Genomic DNA, 18181 nt, shown 5'->3' on the forward strand with positions numbered 1-18181 from the left:
ACCGCGGAATGCCGGGACAGAGGTTTCGGCGAGGTGGCGAGGATATTTCGTCCGCACCCCGATCCTGCGACCGCCGCCGGTCGCGGCATAGCCCGCAGTGCACCGGTGGTAGCACGAAATTCACCTGGGGCTGGAATCCCGGCGGTGTCGTAGTGTCGGCGGATGGCCGATCCGCCCGTGGAGAACTCGCACGCGATGCTGTACTTCTCCGACGGCTCGCTGGCCTACGCGGGGCATTATCTGCACGAGGGGATGCACCCCGTGCACACGCACAGCTTCGTCGAGGTGGCCGTGATGACCGGCGGCTCGGGCGTGCACCACAGCCTGGCCGGCCGCCAGCACCTCGAGATCGGCGACGTCGTGCTGCTGCGCCCCGGCGTGTGGCACGGCTACGAGGACTGCGCTCGGCTCGACCTCTACAACTGCTGCTTCTCCACCGAGCTGTTGCAGCGCGAACTGGCCTGGACCCGGGCCGATCCGCTGCTGGGCTACCTGCTCTGGACCGGGCCGTACTCCGACCAGCGGCGCGGCATCCTGACCGCGCGGCTGGGCCCGGCGGTCCTCGCCGAGGCCGTCGAGCACCTGGACGCGCTCGACCGGCTGCGGTTCCGCCCGGTCAGCATGCACCGCGGCGACATCATCGGCCGGCTCTCGCTCTTCCTCAGCTGCGTCGCCCGGGCGGTCGCGGGCGGCGTGGAGGCCGGCGCCGGCCAGACACACCCGGCGGTCGTCGACGCGATGCGGATGATGGAGGCCCGGCCGGCACACCACTGGACGCTCACCGAGCTGGCCGAGGCGCTGCACCTGGCCCCGGGCTACCTGGTCCGGCTCTTCAAGTCCGCGACCGGGCTCCCGCCGATGGCGTACCTGTCGCGGCACCGCGTGGAGGTTGCGGCGGCGCGGCTGCTGCACACCGACGACGCGATCAGCCGGATCGGGGAGTCGGTGGGCTGGCCGGACCAGAACTACTTCGCCCGCCGGTTCCGGGCGCACTACGGGCTGAGCGCGTCGGCGTACCGCACCCGGTTCGCGCACAACTCGGTGCGCCTACGGTCCTGGGCCGACGCGCCCAAGCCGCGTCAGGGCGTCGTGGGCACCTTCACCGAGCCCGCGAGGATGCGGTAACGCGCCGCCTCCATCGTGGCCTGGTACGGCTTGAGGGCCGGGTTCGAGGTCGCGTACCCGACGCCGTCGACCTCGAGGTCGTAGCGCTTCACGCCGCCCGACCGGTCGCCCTTGATGAACGCCTGGATCTCCTGGAACACGCCGTTGTCGACCCGCTTGAGCATCGACGTGAGGATCTGCGGCTTCACCGCCTCGGCGGCGCTGGCGTACTGGTCGGAGTCCACGCCGATGGCCCAGGTGCCGGGCGCGGCCGCCACGGCCTCGAACACCCCTGCGCCGGAGCCGCCCGCCGCGGAGTAGACCACGTCCGCGCCGCCCGCGAGCATGCGCTCGGCGGCCGCCTTGCCCTTGTCGGGTGAGCCGAAGCCGCTGAAGTCGGGCGGCGCGCTCAGGTAGCGCACGTCGACGCGGACGCCGGGGTCGACGCTGCGCGCGCCGGCGATGTAGCCCGCCTCGAACTTCTTGATCAGCGGGACCGCCACGCCGCCGACGAAGCCGACCCGGCCCTTCTTCGACGCCTTGGCCGCGGCGACGCCGACCAGGTAGGAGCCCTGCTCCTCGGAGAAGAGCAGGGAGACCACGTTCCTGGCCTCGACGGAGGAGTCGTCGATGATGGCGAACAGCGTGCCGGGGTACTCCTTGGCGACGGTGCCGATCGCACCCGCGTAGAGGAAGCCGACGGCGATCACCGGGTTGTTGCCGCCCTGCGCCAGCTCGCGCAGGGTCGCGGTGCGGCCCTCGTCGGTCTCCGCCTTGGCGGTCAGCTCGGTCGCCTCGACCAGCAGCTCCTTGCGCGCCCGGTCCATGCCCATGCCGGCGGCGTCGTTGAAGCTCTTGTCGCCGCGTCCCGCGCTGTCGTAGGCGATGCCGACCCGGATGCTCTCGCTGCCGAGGCCGGTCAGCGTCTGGGTGGAGACGGCGGCCGGTGCGGCGGCGCACGCCGACAGGGTGGCGATCGCGAGGACGGCCAGTGCTGCGGTGATCTTCTTACGCATCTGCATTCCTCAGTACCGGAACTGCTCGACGGCGTCGCGCAGTTTGGTGGACATGCGGGTCAGCTCGGCGGCGGCCTCGCGGGAACGGACGATGTCGGCGGAGGTGGCCGAGGTGGCGGCGGCGACCGAGCGGATGTTCTCGGCGATGGTCGCGGTGCCGCTGGACGCGGCGAGCGCGCCCCGGTTCATCTCGCCGGTGGTGGCGGTCTGCTCCTCCACCGCGCCGGCGATGCTCGTCTGGTAGTCGCTGATCCGGGCGATGACCCCGCCGATGTGCCCGATCGCGGTGACCGCGGCCTCGGTGTCGCCCTGGATCGCCTTCACCAGGGCGTCGATCTGCTCGGCCGCCCGGGCGCTCTCCTGCGCCAGGTCCTTGACCTCGCCCGCGACGACGGCGAAACCCTTGCCCATCTCGCCGGCCCGGGCCGCCTCGATGGTGGCGTTGAGCGCGAGCAGGTTGGTCTGTCCGGCGATCGAGGTGATCAGCCGTACCGCGTCGCCGATCGCCGACGACGACGTGCCGAGGCTCGCGACGGTCCGGTTCGCCTCCGCCGCGGCGGTGACGGCCTCGGCGGCCACGTTGGCGGCGTCGGTGGCGTTGCGGGAGATCTCCTCGATCGAGACACCCATCTGCTCGGAGCCGGCGGCCATCGTGTCGACGTTGCGGCTCACGTCGTCGGCGGCGACCGCGACCAGGCCGGCCTGGTCGGAAGTGTCGCCGATCGCCCGGGCGAAGGCGCCGGAGACGGCGTCCAGCTCCGTGGAGGTCCGGGCCAGCGCGTCCGCCTGCTCGGCGACGTCCGAGACGATGGTGCGCACCGCGGTGACGGCCTGGCCGAGGGCGACCGACATCTGGGCCACCTCGTCGCGCCCGTCGTCGGCCTGCACGCCGGTCAGGTCACCGCCGGCGACCTCGCGCAGCGAGTCGCGGGCGGCGCCGATCGGCCGGACGATGCTGCGGGTCACCACGAACGCGGAGGCCGCGCCGAGCAGCAGCGCGAGCGCGCTCGCCACGCCGATCACCCACTGCGCCCGGGTGGCGTCGTCGGCGGACTGCCGGACGGCCTCCACGCTGCGCGCGTCGACCGAGCCGGCGAGCTTCTGCGCCGCCACCATGATCCGGTAGTAGCTGTTCCAGCTGTCGTAGATGGCGATCTGGTCGGCGCGCCACAGCGCCTGCGGCGTGCCCGGCTTGTACGCGGCCACCAGCTTCGCGTCGACCTTGACGTAGGCGTCCAGCTCGGTGCGCACCTGGTCGAACAGGGCGCGCTCAGCGGAGGTGAACGCGCCGGCGTCCACCTGGCCGAGGAACTGCTGGAACCTGTCCCGCTCCTGCCGCCAGGCCTTGTACGCGACCGAGTCCCCGCCCAGCGCCCGCGCGGCGCCGAGGCGGTAGATGTCGTTGATGTAGCCCGCCTGCCAGCCGTTCAGCGTCGCGGCGTGAGTCTTGATCTCCTCGGCCTGCCGAGTGACGACCGCGAGCCGGCGCACGTCGTTCGCCGAGGCGCGCTGGTCCACGATCGTGGCGAACGCCATAGCGGCGACGCCGAGCAGGAGCAGGAGGACCGCGGCGAAGGTTCCGGAGAGCCGGGCGCCGATGGTGAACCGCCGCACGTCGATGTCCTTTTCCCGAGTGAGCCGGGCGGCGGATGCCGTCCGGTCTGCGTAATCGGTTCCCGGGTAGGCCACCTGAGAGTTTGCTTAGGGGCCCGGGTGAAGAATGCATCACGTCGAGGTGCGGAGGAACAGATGGACGACGAGCTGAGTGTCAGCCTTCCCGGTGCCCGGCTCGCCGGAGCGCTCGGCACCGTACCGCCGGGGGTCGAGCTGCTGCGGTGGGACATGACCGCGCCGGCGCCGTCGCCCCGGATCGATCTCGTGGTGCTCCCGTACGTGCCGGGCTCGGCGCACCTGCGGCTGCTGGACGGGGTGACCACCCGGCTGGTGCAGGCGCAGTACCTCGGCTACGACGGGGTGGCCGAGGCGCTGCCGCCGGGGCACGTCTACGCCAACGCCCGCGGGGTGCACGAGACGTCGACCGCCGAGCTGGCGCTGGCGCTGCTGCTCGCGGCGCAGCGGGGGATCGGTGACTTCGTCCGCGCCGCCGGGGTGCGGGTGCCCGAGCCCGCCTGGTACCCGAGCCTGGCGGATCGGCGGGTGCTCGTGCTGGGCCAGGGCGGGGTGGGCCGGGCGATCGAGGCGCGGCTGGCGCCCTTCGAGGTGGACGTGGTCCGGGTGGCGCGGACGGCCCGCGACGACGAGCGCGGGCGGGTGCACGGCATCGCCGAGCTGCCGGACCTGCTGCCGTCCTGCGAGGCGGTCGTCGTCGGGGTGCCGCTGACCGGGGACACCGTCCACCTGGTCGACGCGGCCTTCCTGGCCCGGCTGCCGGACGGCGCGGTCGTGGTGAACGTCGCGCGGGGCCGGGTGGCGGACACCGGGGCGATCCTGGCCGAGGCCCGTACCGGGCGGCTGCGCTTCGCGCTCGACGTCACGGACCCCGAGCCGCTGCCCGTCGACCACGAGCTGTTCACCCTGCCGAACGTCCTGATCAGCCCGCACGCGGGCGGGATGTCCAGCGCCATGCTGCCGCGGGTGGCCCGGCTGGTGCGGCGCCAGATCGACCTGCTCCTGAACGGCGCCGGGCCGGTCAACGTCGTGCTCCGAAGTTGACCGGCCCCGCCGTCGTGCGCGCGATCAGCGCCAGGTGTCGCTCCAGGTCGCCGTGCAGGGCGACGCGGAGGCGGTGGTCCTGGTGCGGTTGGGGTCGCTTTCCCAGATCACCGTCGACCCCTCCTTCTTGATGTACTTGTACTGCACCGCGGTGTTGCCCGGCAGCGACACCGTCGCGGTCCACACCGGGTAGGTCGCCGACGAGAGCGCCACCGCGCTCGCCGGGTTCCAGTCGCCCAGGGCCGCCGTGTTACCGGTGACGAAGACGTTCTGGCCGAACGTGGTGGTGACGTTCGCCGCGAACGACGTCGCCGCAGTCGTGCAGCCGGCCGGGTTGGTCGGCGGCGTGGTCGTGCCGGTGCCGCGGGCGTTGATGTGCAGCGCGAGCGCCGAGTTGGCCGCGACGGTCGCGGTCACCTGGCCGCTGCTGTTGACCGCGTACGAGGGCCCGGTGCACGAGCCGCCGGAGAAGTCCCCGGCCATCACGTCGCAGTAGGTGCCGGCCGGCAGCGACGTCTGGAAGGTACGGGTCAGCGCCGAGCCGGAGCGGTTGAAGGCGGCGTATCCGGCGCTGCCGCGGCCGAACGCGATCTGGTTCGAGCCGTTGGTCCACCAGTTGGTGACCGCGGCGCCGGCGGCGGCGTTGCGCAGGGCGACCATGTTGGCGGTGGTGCGCGCGCGGTGCTCGCACTGCCAGCCGCTGCCGCAGGTCACCGCGTTCGTGGTGCCGTTGCTGGAGGCGGGCGGCCCGGCGTCGTTGTTGGAGAACGTGAAGCTGGACATGACCTGGGGCACGCCGTACGGCCACGCGATCATGAACGCCTCGGCAAGCGCGTACGAGGAGCCGTTCTTGTAGGTGAGCTTGGCCCGGCCGTTGCGCTGGGTGTCGTGGTTGTCGACGAAGGCCACCGCGTCGCCGCTGGCCAGCCGCATCGAGGAGGCCAGGTTGTTGAGGTTGGACAGGCTGCCGTTCTGGAACGCGCCGCCGACCACGTCGCCGTAGCGGAACTCGGTCACGTCGCCGAAGCCCTGGTACTCCTCCGGGCCGGGCTCGCCGGAGCCGCCCTCGATGACCTCGGAGAAGACGTACGGGTCGCCGGTCACCGGCTCGATGAACGCCGACATGTCGCCGGGCGGCATGTGCTTGGCCGCGTCCACCCGGAACCCGTCCACGCCGAGCCCGACCAGGTCGTTGAGGTACGCGGTGAGCTTGCCCCGCACGTAGGTCGACTCGGTCTTGAGGTCGGAGAGGTCGACCAGCTCGCAGTTCTGCACCTCCCACCGGTCGCCGTAGTTGGCGATGTCGTCGTTGCCGTTGCGGCCGCAGTGGTGGAAGTCGTCGTTGCCGTAGGGCACCGCCGGGTACGCGTAGTGGCTGTAGCTGGAGCCGCCGCTGCCGGTTCCGGTGGAGGTGCCGCCGGCCATGTGGTTGACCACCGCGTCCACATAGATCTTCACGCCCGCGGCGTGACAGGTCTGCACCATGCTCGCGAAGGCCGCGCGGTTGCCGCGCCGGCTGGTGAGCTGGTAGCTGACCGGCTGATAGTCCTGCCACCACGGATAGCCGCTGCCCGGCAGCACCACGTGCTCCTGCGGCGGCGAGACCTGCACGCCGCCGAAGCCCTTGGGGCCGAGGGTGTTCGTGCACTCGCTCGCGATCGAGGCCCACGGCCATTCGAAGAGGTGGACGATGACGTCCTTGGCGCCGGGCGATGCCGTGGAGGCCTCCGCCTGGTCGCCGTGGCGGATGACGCCGACGGCCAGCAGCGCTGCGGAGAGGACGGCGGTCGTCGCGACGGCGACGACCTGACGGGTACGCATGGAGGACCTCCAAGGGGGACACCGTTGAAACTTCTTGCGCAAGTGCGGGGGAAGTTATCAGGGTGTTTCCCGGCGGTAAAGCGACGGTCCTCTATTCAAGCGCCCGCTTGGTCGCCTTTGTCCATTTGAACTTGCAGGACGGAGTCCTAACCGCCCGGCGTGTCGGGCAGTCGCGCCAGCTAGGCGGGTTTGGGGGCGCCCCGCTCGCGCAAGAACTTTCATTGATCGGGTCGGGCAATCGTTGCGGAAAGATGTCAGGCCGCGGTGACGTTCACGCTCTCCGCGGCGCGGCCGGCCTTGTGGATCGCCGTGGAGCCACGGACCACCAGTTCGGGGGCGTACACGTACTCCGACCGGGGCGAGCCCTGCCCGTTGATCTCGTCGACCAGCTGCCGGATCGCCGCGTTGCCCATGGCCGCGACCGGCTGGCGCAGCGTGGTCAGCGGCGGATCGGTGAAGGCGATGAGCGGCGAGTCGTCGAAGCCGACGACCGAGATGTCGCGCGGCACGCTCAGGTCGCGCCGCCGCGCCGCCCGGATGGCGCCGAGCGCCATCAGGTCCGAGCCGCAGACCATGCCGGTGACGCCGCGGCTGAGCAGCTGGTTGGCGGCCACCTCGCCACCCTCCACGCCGAACAGTGTCAGCGCGATGAGCTCCTCGAGGTCGCGGTCGCTGACGTCGAGCTCCCGGCGCATGGCCGCGCGGTAGCCGGCGAGCTTGCGCTGCACGTTGACGAAGCGGTCCGGGCCCGAGACGAAACCGATCCGGGTGTGGCCCAGCGCGACGAGGTGCGAGACGGCCATCTCGCCGGCGAGCCGGTCGTCGCAGGAGATGAACGGGGCGTTCAGGTTCGCGGCGTACCCGTTGATGAGCACGATCGGCAGCGGGCGGCTCAGCAGGCGCTGGTAGCGCTCGTGGTCGGCGCTGGTGTCCGCGTGCAGGCCGGAGACGAAGACGATGCCGGAGACCTGCCGGTCGAGCAGCATCTCCACGTACTCGTCCTCGGTCACGCCGCCCGGTGTCTGCGTGCACAGCACCGGGGTGAACCCGCTCTGCGACAGCGCCGACTCGATGGTCTGCGCGAAGGCGGGGAAGATCGGGTTCTCCAGCTCCGGCACGATCAGCCCGACCAGCCCGGCGCTGCGCTTGCGCAGCCGCTCGGGGCGTTCGTAGCCGAGGACGTCGAGGGCCGTCAGCACCGCCTGACGGGTTTCGGCGGACACGCCGGGCCGGTCGTTGAGGACCCGCGAGACCGTCGCCTCGCTGACCTCGGCCTGGCGCGCGATGTCGGACAGTCGTGCACGCATGGGCGTCACTATAGAACCTGGAACTTCTTGCGGAGGGGATGCAAGGCCTTCCATCGAAGGAAATCCCTTGCTAACGTCCCCGCAACAGACCGGCCGAGACCTATAGGGGTCTTGCTCCGGTTCCCCCCTTTCTGTCCTTAAAAATTCTTCGGGCGTCGTTCTATGCCCGATAGGAGAAGATTATGCGCATCCGTACATCGGGTGTCGTCCTGACCGCCATCGCCCTGACGCTCGTCGCGTCGGGTTGCGGCGGCGGTGGGGAAGAACCCAAGACCTCCGCGTCGGCCAAGGCCGACGGCGCCACCGGCAAGCTCGTGATCTGGGGCGACGACAAGCGCGCGGCCGCACTCAAGCCCTTCGCCGAGAAGTTCGGCAGCGAGAACGGCGTCACCGTCGAGGTGCAGGCGATCTCCAAGGACCAGCAGACCACGTTCGTGACCGCGTCCCAGCAGGGCAGCGGCCCCGACGTCATGATCGGCGCGCACGACTGGATCGGCAACCTCGTGCAGAACGGCGCGATCGACCCGGTGCAGCTCACCACCGAGCAGCAGGCGGGCCTCGCACCGAACGCGCTCAAGGCGGTCACGTTCAACGGCCAGGTCTTCGGCGTCCCGTACGCGACCGAGAGCCTCGCCCTGATCCGCAACACCAAGCTCGCCCCCGAGGCGCCGGCGACCATCGAGGACCTCGTCAAGTCGGGCAAGAAGCTCAAGGCCGACAAGAAGGCGAGCGAGATCCTCTGCCTCCAGGTCGGGCAGAACGGCGACGCTTACCACTCGTACCCGCTGTTCAGCTCGGGCGGCGGCTACCTGTTCGGCACCAACGCGGCGGGCGACTACGACAAGAACGACCTGGGCGTCGGCAAGCCCGAGTCCATCGCCGCCTTCGAGAAGATCCGCAAGCTCGGCGAGAAGGGCGAGGGCGCGCTGAAGCGCTCCATCACCGGGGAGAACTCCATCGCCACCTTCGCCGCCGGCAAGTGCGCGTACCTGGTCTCCGGGCCGTGGGCCATCACCGACGCCAAGAAGGCGAACATCGCCTACGACATCTCGCCGGTGCCCGCCTTCGCCGGCGGCGAGCCGGCCCAGCCGTTCCTCGGCGTGCAGTCGTTCTACGTCGCCGCGAAGGGCAAGAACAAGGCCCTGGCGCAGGAGTTCGTCACCAACTACGTGACCACCCCCGACGTCGCCGTGGCGCTGTACCAGGCCGAGCCCCGCCCGCCGGTGCTCACCGCCGCGTTCGACCAGGTCAAGGGGACCGACCCGGACCTGGCAAAGTGGATCGAGGCCGCCAAGAACGCGGCCCCGCTGCCCGCGATCCCGGAGATGGCGACCGTGTGGGACCCGTTCGGCAAGGCCGAGGCCGCCGTCATCGGTGGCGCCGACCCCAAGACGGCCCTGACCGCCGCCGCCAAGACGATCTCCGGCCAGATCAAGTAATGACTGCTCTTCTCGAGCGGGAGACCGCCCCGGACGAGGCCCGCCAGCCCGTCCGGGGCGGTATCACCGGCACCCTCTTCAAGGTCGTCCTGCTCGGGCTGGTCGCCGGGATCGCCGTCTGGGCGGCGTTCCCGCTGATCGCCGACGGGGCCTGGCTCGGCCTGGCGATCCTGCTGGCCACCACCGCCGGACTCTTCTACCTGTACCTGACGCCCCGGCACGTGCCGCTGAAGTACCTCGTGCCCGGCACGCTCTTCCTCGTCGTGTTCCAGCTCTTCCCCGTGCTGTACACGGCGGCGACCGCCTTCACGAACTTCGGCGACGGGCACCGCGGCGACAAACAGGACGCCGTCGTGGCCATCCAGACCTCGTCGGTCATCCGTGTGCCGGGCTCCATCGAGTACGCGCTGACGGTGGCCACCACCGGCGACCCGGCCACCGGCCCGCTCACGTTCCTGGTCACCGACCCGGCCACCCGCACGGTCTCGGCCGGCACCCTCGACGGCCTGGAGCCGCTGCCGGCCGGCGCCGCAACGGTGAACGCCTCCGGGCGGGTCACCGCCGCGGCCGGCTACACCGTGCTCAACGGCGGGCAGGCCAGCGCGCGCAGCCAGGAGATCACCGACCTGGCCGTGCCGACCGCCGGCGGCGCGATCCGGTCGCAGGGCCTGTCCCGGGCGTACGAGGGCAAGGCCGCCCGGGCGTACGACGCGGTCTGCGACTGCATCCGGGACACGGCCACCGGCAAGACCTGGGCCGCCGACGAGGAGATCGGCGCGTTCGTCGCCGCCGACGGCGAGCGCCTGGCGCAGGGCTGGCGGGTCGGCGTCGGGCTGAGCAACTTCACCCGGCTGCTCAGCGACTCGGCGATCTCCGGCCCGTTCGCCACCACGCTGGTCTGGAACCTGTTCTTCGCGATCGCGTCGACGGGCGGGACGTTCGTGCTGGGCCTGGCCTGCGCGCTGGCCATGCACACGCCGCGGATGCGCGGCCGCGGCGTCTACCGGCTGCTGCTGGTGCTGCCGTACGCGATGCCGTCGTTCGCGATGCTGCTGGTCTGGCGCGACATGTTCAACACGGACTTCGGCCTGATCAACAACCTGTTCGGCCTGGAGGTGGACTGGTTCGGCACGCCCGGGGCGGCGCGGGTCGCGGTGATCCTGGTGCAGCTGTGGCTGGGCTACCCGTACATGTTCCTGGTCGCCACCGGCGCGCTTCAGGCGATCCCGGCCGAGCTGTCCGAGGCGTCCCGGCTCGACGGCGCGTCGCCGTGGCAGTCGCTGCGGCAGGTCACCCTGCCGCTGCTGATGATCGCCCTGACGCCGTTGCTGATCTCGTCGTTCGCGTACAACTTCAACAACTTCAACGCGATCTACCTGACCACCGAGGGCGCGCCGTTCCCGGTGGACAACCCGTTGAACGGCGCGACGGACCTGCTGATCACGTACACCTACCGGCTGGCGTTCGGCGGCTCGGGCGCGCAGTACGGCTTCGCCGCGGCGGTGTCCATCTTCATCTTCCTGATCGTCGCGATCATCTCCATCGTCAGCTTCCGGCGTACCCGGGCGCAGGAAGAGGTCTATTCATGAGCCGATGGATCTCCCGGGTGGGTTGGCGGCACGGCGTCGCCGTGCTGGCCGTGCTCTTCTCGCTCTTCCCGATCGTCTTCGTGGTGTCGGCGGCGCTGAACCCGCAGGGCACGCTGTCGTCGACGACCGCGATACCGACTGGTGCGTCGACGGTCAACTTCAGCAACCTGCTGCACCAGACTCAGTTCACCACCTGGTTCGGCAACTCCGTGCTGATCGCGGGCGTCTCGGCGGCCGCGTCGGTGTTCCTGTCGGCGCTCGCGGCGTACGCGTTCAGCCGGATGCGCTTCCACGGCCGCCGGGTCGGCCTCATGGCGCTGCTGCTGATCCAGATGTTCCCGCAGTTCCTGGCGATCGTGGCGATCTTCCTGATGTTCTCGCGGATCACCGACCTGTGGCCGGCGATCGGCTTCAACCAGTCCTGGGGCCTGATCCTGCTCTACCTGGGCGGGGCGCTGGGCGTGAACACCTGGCTGATGAAGGGCTTCTTCGACACGGTGCCCCGCGAGCTCGACGAGTCGGCCACCATGGACGGCGCGTCGCACGCGCAGACGTTCTTCCGGATTCTGCTGCCGCTGGTGGCGCCGATCCTGGCGGTGACCGGCCTGCTGGCCTTCATCGGCACGATCAACGAGTTCCTGATCGCGAACGTCTTCCTGACCGACTCCGACGCCAAGACCCTCTCGGTGGGCATGTGGGGCCTGGTCGCGGGGGAGCGCAACAACAACTTCGGGATGTTCTGCGCGGCAACGCTGCTGACCGCGATCCCGACGGTGCTGGTCTTCCAGTTCCTCCAGCGCTTCATCGTCAACGGCCTGACCTCGGGCGCGGTCAAGGGCTGAGCACGATCTTGCCGCGGGCGTGGTCCCGCTCGAGACGCCGGACCGCGTCCGCGGCCTCGCTCAGCGGGTAGGTCGCCTCGATCGCCGGGGTCACCGCGCCCCGCTCCACCAGCGCGGCGACCTCGGCGAGGTCCGCGGCGCTGTGCCGCACGACCAGGTTGCGCAGCCGATGGCGCACGAACGGCCCGGTGGCGAGAACGGTGAAGACGCGTGGCATCGGGCCGAGCACCGGCCCGCCGTTGCCCGTCGACGCGACGTAGACGCCCCGCGGCGTGAGGATTCGGCGCATCGCGCTCACCCGGTGGCCGCCGGCCAGGTCGATCACGGCGTCGAAACGGTCCGTGCCCCGGGTGACGTCCTCGCGGGCGTAGTCGATCACCCGGTCGGCGCCCAGCGAGCGGACCAGGTCGGCGTTGCGGGCGCTGCACACGCCGGTGACCCGCGCGCCGAGCATCCGGGCGAGCTGGACGGTGAACGTGCCGACCCCGCCCGAGGCGCCGTTGACGAGCAGCGTGCGGCCGGGCCCGGCATCGGCGGCGCGCACCGCCAGCAGTGCGGTGGTCGCCGCGATCGGCAGCGTCGCGGCCTGCTCGAACGTCACCGCATCGGGCTTGCGGACCAGCCGCGCCGCCGGGCCGGCGACGAACTCGGCGAAGCAGCCCGCGGTGAGCTCGCCGAACACGTCGTCGCCGGCCTTCAGGTCGTCCACACCCGCGCCGACCGCCGCGACGGTGCCGGAGGCGGCGCGGCCGAGCACCGTCGCGCGGGGGCGCCGCAGGCCGAACGCCAGCCGCCCGACCCGGGGCGCGCCGTGCAGGGTGAACAGGTCGGCGTGGTTGATCGAGGCCGCGCGGACCCGGACGAGCACCTCGCCGGGGCGCGGCTCGGGCCGGTCGAGCTCGGTGCGGCGCAGCACGTCGGCCGTGCCGTACTCGTGGTAGGTGATGGCAAGCATGATCGCTCCTCAGTGGAGTCGGGCCTGGCGGAACGATTCGGTGACCGTGTGCAGGAGCGTGCCGATCGCGATAACGATCAGGCCGACGTTGATCCAGTTCGCCGCCTCCGCGGGCCAGCCCGCCGCCGCCACGAAGGCCGGGTTGATCATGTGGTCGGTAGCGGCGGCCCAGATCAGGGTGACCGCGGCGGCGACGTTGACCAGCGCCCCGGCGATGGCGAGCGGCAGGGTCCAGCGGACGTAGTACCGGACGAACGAGAAGGCCAGCGTCGCGGCGGCGAGCGTGAGGAAGACATACACGAAGCCGGTGTCCCACAGCCACGGGTCGAAGATGTTGATGGGCTCGCCGTTGGCGTCGGTCTCCGGGCTGACCACCGGCGCGAGCAGGACGAACGTGCTCACCAGGACCAGCGCCACCGACTCGGCGACCAGCTCGCCCCACCGCGCGCGCCGGCTCGGCGGCGGTGCGGGCAGCGAGTCGGGGGTCCAGGCCCGGTCCGGAAGCCGCAGCGCCGGGGTGCGCTCGATCATGGCGAACACGACCGTCGTCCAGAAGGCGATCTGGACGGCCGTGGTGAACGCGGCGCTCAGGGTGTCGCCGATGACGGTGAGCACCGGCAGTTCCTGGACGCCGTGGGTGAAGCCGACCACGCCGGCGACGGCCGGCACGACCGTGGCGAGCAGGGTGGTCAGCAGGCGGGTGTAGTCGAGGTACAGCCCGGGGCCGATGAGGTGCAGCGGCCGGTCGGCGTAGCCGGCGGCGAGCCGGGCCGGGTCGCCCAGCTCGGTGAGGGCGGCGACCTCCGCCTCGTCCGCGTCCGCGCCGGCGGCCAGCCGGTCGTCGACGGCGTCGGCGATGGCGGCCCGCAGCTCGCGTTCGATGTCGGTGCGCTGCCGCGGCGGCAGGCGGCGCAGGGTGGTGTCGACGTAGCGGTCGGAAAGGCTGGTCATGACTCCCCCTTCAGGGTGCGCAGTGCGGTGTCGAGCTGATCCCAGTCGCGGCCCAGCGCGCCGGCGAGGGCGGTGCCGCGCTCGGTGGAGCGGTAGAACTTGCGCGGCCGGGCCTCGTCGGTGTTCCAGTCGCTGGTGAGCAGGCCCTGCTTCTCGAGGCGGCGCAGCAGCGGGTAGAGGGTGTTGGCGTCGACGGCGAAGCCGTGCCGCTCCAGCAGGTCGAGCAGCGCGTAGCCGTAGTTGGGCCGCTCGAGGATGAGCAGGCAGGCCAGCACGACGGTCCCGCGCCGCAGCTCCTGCAGGTGCGTCGAGAGCAGTTCATCCTCAGGCATGAGACACACTATAGTGTGTGGCACACAATATAGTAACAGTGAAGGGTATCTGTCCTCCGGCGACGCGTCAGTTCTTTGGCGCCGCCGATCCGGGAGTGAGGCCGGCGGCGGCCGCCGCGGCCAGGGCCTCGTGCAGCACCGCGTGCTCGGGGCGGCCGGTGCGGCGGGCCAGCGCGGCCACGTCCTCGAACTCCGGCATCGCCTGGGTGATGACGCCGTCCGCGTACCCGATCTTGATGGCGACCGTCCCACCCGCGAGCGTGACGTCGCGGGACGTACGGGGCAGCGCCGTCTTGCTCCGCCGGCCCTCCCGCACACCCAGCGTGCTGGTGTCCCGGAAGATCCTGGCCCGCAGCGCGGCGGCCCGGTCCGGGCGGCACAGCACCGTGAGCGTGTGCGCCGGCCGGCCCTTCTTCATCAGGATCGGCACCAGCCACGCGTCGTCGGCGCCGGCGGACAGCAGCCCGGCCAGTACGCCCGGCCACAGCCGCGGATCCAGGTCGTCCACGTTGGCCTCCAGCACTACCGCCTCCGCGGTGCCCGGCTCCGGCGCGCCGATCACCACCCGCACGACGTTGGCCCGGCCCGGCGTGTCCCGGCCGCCCGCACCGACGCCGACCGCGTCGACCGTCATCGGCGGCAGGTCCTCGCACCGCGTGGCCAGCGCCCGGATCACCGCCAGGCCGGTCGGGGTGGCCAGCTCGTGGCCGCCCCCGCCGCTGACCCGCCAGCCCCGGGCCAGCTCCAGCACCGCCGGCGCGGGCACCGGCAGCTCGCCGTGCGCGGTGCGGACCCGGCCCGAGCCCAGCGCCACCTCGCCCGCGCTGACCGACGTCACGCCCAGATCCCGCAGGGCCGCGCAGACCCCGACGACGTCGGCGATCGAGTCGAGCGCGCCCACCTCGTGGAAGTGCACCTCCTCGGGCTCGGTGCCGTGCACCCGGGCCTCCGCGCCGGCCAGCCGCCCGAACACCGCCAGGGCGTCGTCGTTGCCCTCCAGCAGCGGCCGGATGTCACGCCAGGTCCGGTGCGGCGGCGCCGCCACCAGCGGATCCACGTCGGCCTTCAGCGCGCGCAGCCCGGCCCGGGTCACCTGCGTCACGGACAACGCGACCGAGCCGGGCAACACCTCGTCGATCGCGCGCCGCACCACCTCGAGCCCGGCGCCCGCGTCGAGCAGCGCGCCGAGCAGCATGTCACCGGCCACCCCGGCGGACGCGTCGATCCACGCGTGCCGGCTCACCGGGGAGCGGCGATCTGCGCGGCGAGGTGGCCGGCGCCGTACCCGTTGTCGATGTTGACCACCGCCACGCCCGGCGCGCACGCGTTGAGCATCGCCAGCAGCGCCGCGAGGCCCTCGAACGCCGCGCCGTAGCCGACCGAGGTCGGCAGCGCGACGACCGGCGCGCTGACCAGCCCGGCGACCACGCTCGGCAGCGCGCCGTCCATGCCCGCGGCGACCACGATCGCCCGGGCCGCCCGCAGCTCGTCGAGGTGGGACAGGACCCGGTGCAGGCCGGCGACGCCGACGTCCACGGTCAGCGACGCCTCGCGGCCCAGGTAGCGGGCCGTGAACAGGGCCTCCCGCGCGTACGGCAGGTCCGAGGTGCCGGCCGCCAGCACCACGACCCGGCCGCCCTCGGCCGGCGGAACCGCGGGCGGCCACGCGAGCAGCCCCGACTCCGGATCGTGGAACGCCGACGGGAGCACGTCGAGCACCGCCGCCGCGTGCGCGGGCGCGGCCCGGGTGAACAACGTGACCGCGCCGGGCCGGCCGGCGAGGGCGGCGGCGATGCCCGCCACCTGCGCCGAGGTCTTGCCCGCGCAGTAGACCGCCTCGGGGTAACCGCGACGGCGGGCCCGATCCAGATCGAGGTCCGCGTAGGACGACAGGTCAGCCACGCCGCACCAGCGGCAGGGTGAACGCACCGGACTGCACGCCCGCCACGTCGAGCGCCGCGAACCGGAAGCCCGCCGCCAGCACGGCCGCGCGCAGCCGCGAGCGCAGCGGATCGCGGACCGCCCGCTCGAGATCGTCGGGCGGCAGCTCTATCCGCGCGACGTCGCCGTGATGGCGTACCCGGAGATCACCGAAGCCCAGGCCGCGCAGCGCGGCCTCGGCCCGTTCGACCTGGGCCAGCTTCTCCGGGCTGACCGGCTCGAAATGCGGTATGCGCGAGGCCAGGCACGGCGCCGCCGGCTTGTCGGCGCAGGGCAGCCCGAACTCCCGGGCCAGGCGCCGGACCGCGGCCTTGTCCAGGCCCGCGTCCGCGAGCGGCCGCAGCACCCGGTGCGCCGCCGCGGCCCGCCCGCCGGGCCGGTCCGCGCGCCGCGCGTCGTCGGCATTCTCGCCGTAGGCGACGGCGTCCAGCCGGTACGCGGTGACGACCTCGTCCGCGATCCGGGTGAACAACTCGTCCTTGCAGTGGAAACACCGGTCCGGCCCGTTCGCCCGGTACGCGTCCCGCTCGCCCTCGAACGTGTTCACCTCGGCCACGGCGACCCCGATGAACCGGGCCACCGCGTGCGCGCCCTCGCGCTCGTCCGCGGCCAGGCTCGGCGAGACCCCGAGGATCGCCACCACCCGATCCGGCCCGAGCTCCCGCACCGCCAGGGCGAGCAGCACCGAAGAGTCCACGCCACCGGAGAAGGCGACACCGAGCCGGCCGATGCCGGAGAAGAGGTCCATGGTGAACATGTAAGAACCGGCGACGGCGGACTGGCAAGCATCTGCCGGACATCTGCCCCCAGGCCGGGACAAGCCCGACGAGGTATTGACAAGCCGAGCGGCTCGGCCGCCACCCGGATAGGCTGCCCCGGCGGCCCCGGGCCGCGCTCATCGACCGGCATCTACAGGCGCATTCACAGGCGAGAGGCGGATCACCAGCATGACGCCGGTTTCCAGCGATCGGTCGGCCACGGCCGAGGATCTGCGCCCGTTGTTCGGGGAGTCCTCGGTCGTCTTCGCGTCGCTGGCCGGCCCGGAGCACCTGGTGACGACGGCGAACCCCGCGTTCTTCGCCGCCATCGGTGCACGGCCCGGCGTTCCCGGAGCCCGGCTCGCGGACCTCGCGCCCGAACTGGCGGATCAGGGCCTCATCACCCGGCTCGATCAGGTCTTTCGCGCCGCGGATCCGGACACCGGCCGCTATGCCCGGGTCGTTCTCGGTGAGGCGTCCTTCGACTTCACCTACGAGCCGCGCCGCGATGCCGGCGGTGAGGTCACCGGCCTCCACCTGATCGGGGTGGAGACCACCCAGGTCGAGCACGCCCAGCGGTTGATGGCCGAGCATCGTGCGCTGCTGGAGCAGATCGCCCGTCAGGCGCCGCTGCCCGAGGTGCTGGACGGCATGGCCCGGTGCATCGAGAACCTCGCCCCGCAGGAGGTGCTCGTCTCCGTTCTGCTGGCCGATCCCGACGGCCGGCATCTGCGCCACGGCGCGGCCCCCAGCCTGCCCGACTTCTACAACGAGGCGATCGACGGGATCGCCACCGGCGACGGCGTCGGGTCGTGCGGCACGGCCGCACACCGGCGGGAACCGGTGATCGTCACCGACATCGCCACCGACCCGTTCTGGGCCGACTTCCGGGACCTGGCGGGCCGGGCCGGGCTCGGCGCGTGCTGGTCCACGCCGATCCTGGCCCGCGACGGTGGCCTGCTGGGCACGTTCGCCATGTATCACCGTGCCCCGCGGGTACCGCAGGACGCCGACTTCGCCCTCGCCCGGGTCTTCGCCGACACCGCGGCCCTGGCGATCGAGCGCCACCACATCGAGCAGGCGAAGGCGGCCGCCGAGGCCCGCGCCAGGACGGCGCACGACGAGTTGGCCGAGGCGGTCCGTGCGGAGCGGGAGCTACGTGCCGAGGCCGAGCAGCGCGCCACCGCCGCGGCGGAGCTCGCCACCCAGATGCGCGCCGCCGCCGCGGCCCAGTCGGCCGTGCCACACCCGGAACGCTGCCAGCTCGGCGGCGCCGCCCGCTGCGCCGAACCGGCAGAGATCAAGGTCGCCGACTCCTGGGGCGACGCGGCCTGGGGCTGCGCCGCCCACGTCGAGGAAGCGATCATCAACGTGCGCTCGGTGTTCATCGCCAGCGAAGCGCTGGGTGGCCTGGCCGCCTACGTCAACCGCTGACAGCCGGTGCGCCGCGCCC

16 protein-coding genes are annotated in these 18181 nt (G+C 72.1%); 6 read left to right on the forward strand and 10 right to left on the reverse strand.

Annotation, left to right across the window (positions count from 1 at the left end):
* Positions 1-162: 162 nt before the first annotated feature.
* On the forward strand, positions 163-1125 hold the full coding sequence (locus tag BJ971_RS16650) for a helix-turn-helix transcriptional regulator (RefSeq protein ID WP_184994131.1): 963 nt from the start codon (positions 163-165) through the stop codon (positions 1123-1125).
* Here the strand turns inward: BJ971_RS16650 and BJ971_RS16655 are convergent.
* Entirely contained in the window at positions 1080-2120 is a 1041-nt protein-coding gene (locus tag BJ971_RS16655) for a BMP family lipoprotein (RefSeq protein WP_184994134.1), read from the reverse strand. The two genes, BJ971_RS16650 and BJ971_RS16655, sit on opposite strands and share 46 nt — an antisense overlap.
* Before the next feature lie 9 nt (positions 2121-2129).
* Positions 2130-3734, reverse strand: a complete 1605-nt coding sequence (locus tag BJ971_RS16660) for a methyl-accepting chemotaxis protein (protein WP_184994136.1) — start codon at positions 3732-3734, stop codon at positions 2130-2132.
* A gap of 135 nt (positions 3735-3869) precedes the next feature.
* Between BJ971_RS16660 and BJ971_RS16665 the strand changes: the two genes are divergently transcribed.
* On the forward strand, positions 3870-4793 hold the full coding sequence (locus BJ971_RS16665) for a 2-hydroxyacid dehydrogenase (RefSeq protein ID WP_184994138.1): 924 nt from the start codon (positions 3870-3872) through the stop codon (positions 4791-4793).
* Between the two features lie 24 nt (positions 4794-4817).
* Here BJ971_RS16665 and BJ971_RS16670 read toward each other — a convergent pair whose 3' ends face one another.
* Positions 4818-6614: a carbohydrate-binding module family 20 domain-containing protein gene (locus BJ971_RS16670; protein WP_184994140.1), complete on the reverse strand. Its 1797-nt coding sequence runs from the start codon at positions 6612-6614 to the stop codon at positions 4818-4820.
* A gap of 254 nt (positions 6615-6868) precedes the next feature.
* The gene (locus BJ971_RS16675) at positions 6869-7921 is read right to left on the reverse strand and encodes a LacI family DNA-binding transcriptional regulator (RefSeq protein WP_184994143.1); all 1053 of its coding nucleotides are present in this window, start codon (positions 7919-7921) and stop codon (positions 6869-6871) included.
* 182 nt (positions 7922-8103) lie between these two features.
* Between BJ971_RS16675 and BJ971_RS16680 the strand changes: the two genes are divergently transcribed.
* Genes BJ971_RS16680 through BJ971_RS16690 form a run of 3 tightly spaced genes read left to right on the forward strand, consistent with a single transcriptional unit; the run spans position 8104 to position 11791 of the window.
* On the forward strand, positions 8104-9360 hold the full coding sequence (locus BJ971_RS16680) for a sugar ABC transporter substrate-binding protein (protein ID WP_184994145.1): 1257 nt from the start codon (positions 8104-8106) through the stop codon (positions 9358-9360).
* Entirely contained in the window at positions 9360-10949 is a 1590-nt protein-coding gene (locus BJ971_RS16685) for an ABC transporter permease subunit (RefSeq protein WP_184994147.1), read from the forward strand. The genes BJ971_RS16680 and BJ971_RS16685 overlap by 1 nt, the downstream gene beginning before the upstream one ends.
* Entirely contained in the window at positions 10946-11791 is an 846-nt protein-coding gene (locus tag BJ971_RS16690; RefSeq protein ID WP_184994149.1) for a sugar ABC transporter permease, read from the forward strand. Before BJ971_RS16685 ends, BJ971_RS16690 begins: the two co-directional genes overlap by 4 nt.
* Here the strand turns inward: BJ971_RS16690 and BJ971_RS16695 are convergent.
* The 6 genes from BJ971_RS16695 to larE form a co-directional block, all read right to left on the reverse strand.
* The gene (locus BJ971_RS16695) at positions 11781-12746 is read right to left on the reverse strand and encodes an NAD(P)-dependent alcohol dehydrogenase (protein WP_184994151.1); all 966 of its coding nucleotides are present in this window, start codon (positions 12744-12746) and stop codon (positions 11781-11783) included. The genes BJ971_RS16690 and BJ971_RS16695 overlap by 11 nt on opposite strands.
* A 9-nt stretch (positions 12747-12755) precedes the next feature.
* Positions 12756-13697 carry a permease prefix domain 1-containing protein gene (locus tag BJ971_RS16700; RefSeq protein ID WP_184994153.1) on the reverse strand — a complete coding sequence of 314 codons (942 nt, stop codon included), beginning with the start codon at positions 13695-13697 and terminating at the stop codon, positions 12756-12758.
* Positions 13694-14029 (reverse strand): PadR family transcriptional regulator, encoded by a 336-nt coding sequence (locus tag BJ971_RS16705; protein ID WP_184994156.1) that lies wholly within the window; start codon positions 14027-14029, stop codon positions 13694-13696. Before BJ971_RS16705 ends, BJ971_RS16700 begins: the two co-directional genes overlap by 4 nt.
* Positions 14030-14096: 67 nt before the next feature.
* Positions 14097-15272, reverse strand: a complete 1176-nt coding sequence (gene larC, locus BJ971_RS16710; protein WP_239087199.1) for a nickel pincer cofactor biosynthesis protein LarC — start codon at positions 15270-15272, stop codon at positions 14097-14099.
* The gene (gene larB, locus BJ971_RS16715; RefSeq protein WP_184994158.1) at positions 15269-15931 is read right to left on the reverse strand and encodes a nickel pincer cofactor biosynthesis protein LarB; all 663 of its coding nucleotides are present in this window, start codon (positions 15929-15931) and stop codon (positions 15269-15271) included. Before larB ends, larC begins: the two co-directional genes overlap by 4 nt.
* Complete coding sequence (gene larE / locus BJ971_RS16720; RefSeq protein ID WP_184994160.1) at positions 15924-16727, reverse strand: ATP-dependent sacrificial sulfur transferase LarE; 804 nt, start codon at positions 16725-16727, stop codon at positions 15924-15926. The genes larB and larE overlap by 8 nt, the downstream gene beginning before the upstream one ends.
* 190 nt (positions 16728-16917) lie before the next feature.
* Between larE and BJ971_RS16725 the strand changes: the two genes are divergently transcribed.
* Entirely contained in the window at positions 16918-18162 is a 1245-nt protein-coding gene (locus BJ971_RS16725) for a GAF domain-containing protein (RefSeq protein WP_184994163.1), read from the forward strand.
* Positions 18163-18181 lie beyond the last annotated feature (19 nt).

The organism is Amorphoplanes digitatis (assembly GCF_014205335.1).
GTDB classification, from domain to species: Bacteria; Actinomycetota; Actinomycetes; order Mycobacteriales; family Micromonosporaceae; genus Actinoplanes; species Actinoplanes digitatus.

Excerpts from the sequence above, each read along its gene's own strand:
- BJ971_RS16650 (WP_184994131.1), top strand. The coding sequence starts at position 163 with ATGGCCGATCCGCCCGTGGAGAACTCGCACGCGATGCTGTACTTCTCC.
- BJ971_RS16670 (WP_184994140.1), bottom strand. The coding sequence starts at position 6,614 with ATGCGTACCCGTCAGGTCGTCGCCGTCGCGACGACCGCCGTCCTCTCC.
- BJ971_RS16705 (WP_184994156.1), bottom strand. The coding sequence starts at position 14,029 with ATGCCTGAGGATGAACTGCTCTCGACGCACCTGCAGGAGCTGCGGCGC.
- BJ971_RS16665 (WP_184994138.1), top strand. The coding sequence starts at position 3,870 with ATGGACGACGAGCTGAGTGTCAGCCTTCCCGGTGCCCGGCTCGCCGGA.
- BJ971_RS16695 (WP_184994151.1), bottom strand. The coding sequence starts at position 12,746 with ATGCTTGCCATCACCTACCACGAGTACGGCACGGCCGACGTGCTGCGC.
- BJ971_RS16680 (WP_184994145.1), top strand. The coding sequence starts at position 8,104 with ATGCGCATCCGTACATCGGGTGTCGTCCTGACCGCCATCGCCCTGACG.
- BJ971_RS16655 (WP_184994134.1), bottom strand. The coding sequence starts at position 2,120 with ATGCGTAAGAAGATCACCGCAGCACTGGCCGTCCTCGCGATCGCCACC.
- larE (WP_184994160.1), bottom strand. The coding sequence starts at position 16,727 with ATGTTCACCATGGACCTCTTCTCCGGCATCGGCCGGCTCGGTGTCGCC.
- BJ971_RS16685 (WP_184994147.1), top strand. The coding sequence starts at position 9,360 with ATGACTGCTCTTCTCGAGCGGGAGACCGCCCCGGACGAGGCCCGCCAG.
- BJ971_RS16725 (WP_184994163.1), top strand. The coding sequence starts at position 16,918 with ATGACGCCGGTTTCCAGCGATCGGTCGGCCACGGCCGAGGATCTGCGC.
- BJ971_RS16675 (WP_184994143.1), bottom strand. The coding sequence starts at position 7,921 with ATGCGTGCACGACTGTCCGACATCGCGCGCCAGGCCGAGGTCAGCGAG.
- BJ971_RS16690 (WP_184994149.1), top strand. The coding sequence starts at position 10,946 with ATGAGCCGATGGATCTCCCGGGTGGGTTGGCGGCACGGCGTCGCCGTG.
- BJ971_RS16700 (WP_184994153.1), bottom strand. The coding sequence starts at position 13,697 with ATGACCAGCCTTTCCGACCGCTACGTCGACACCACCCTGCGCCGCCTG.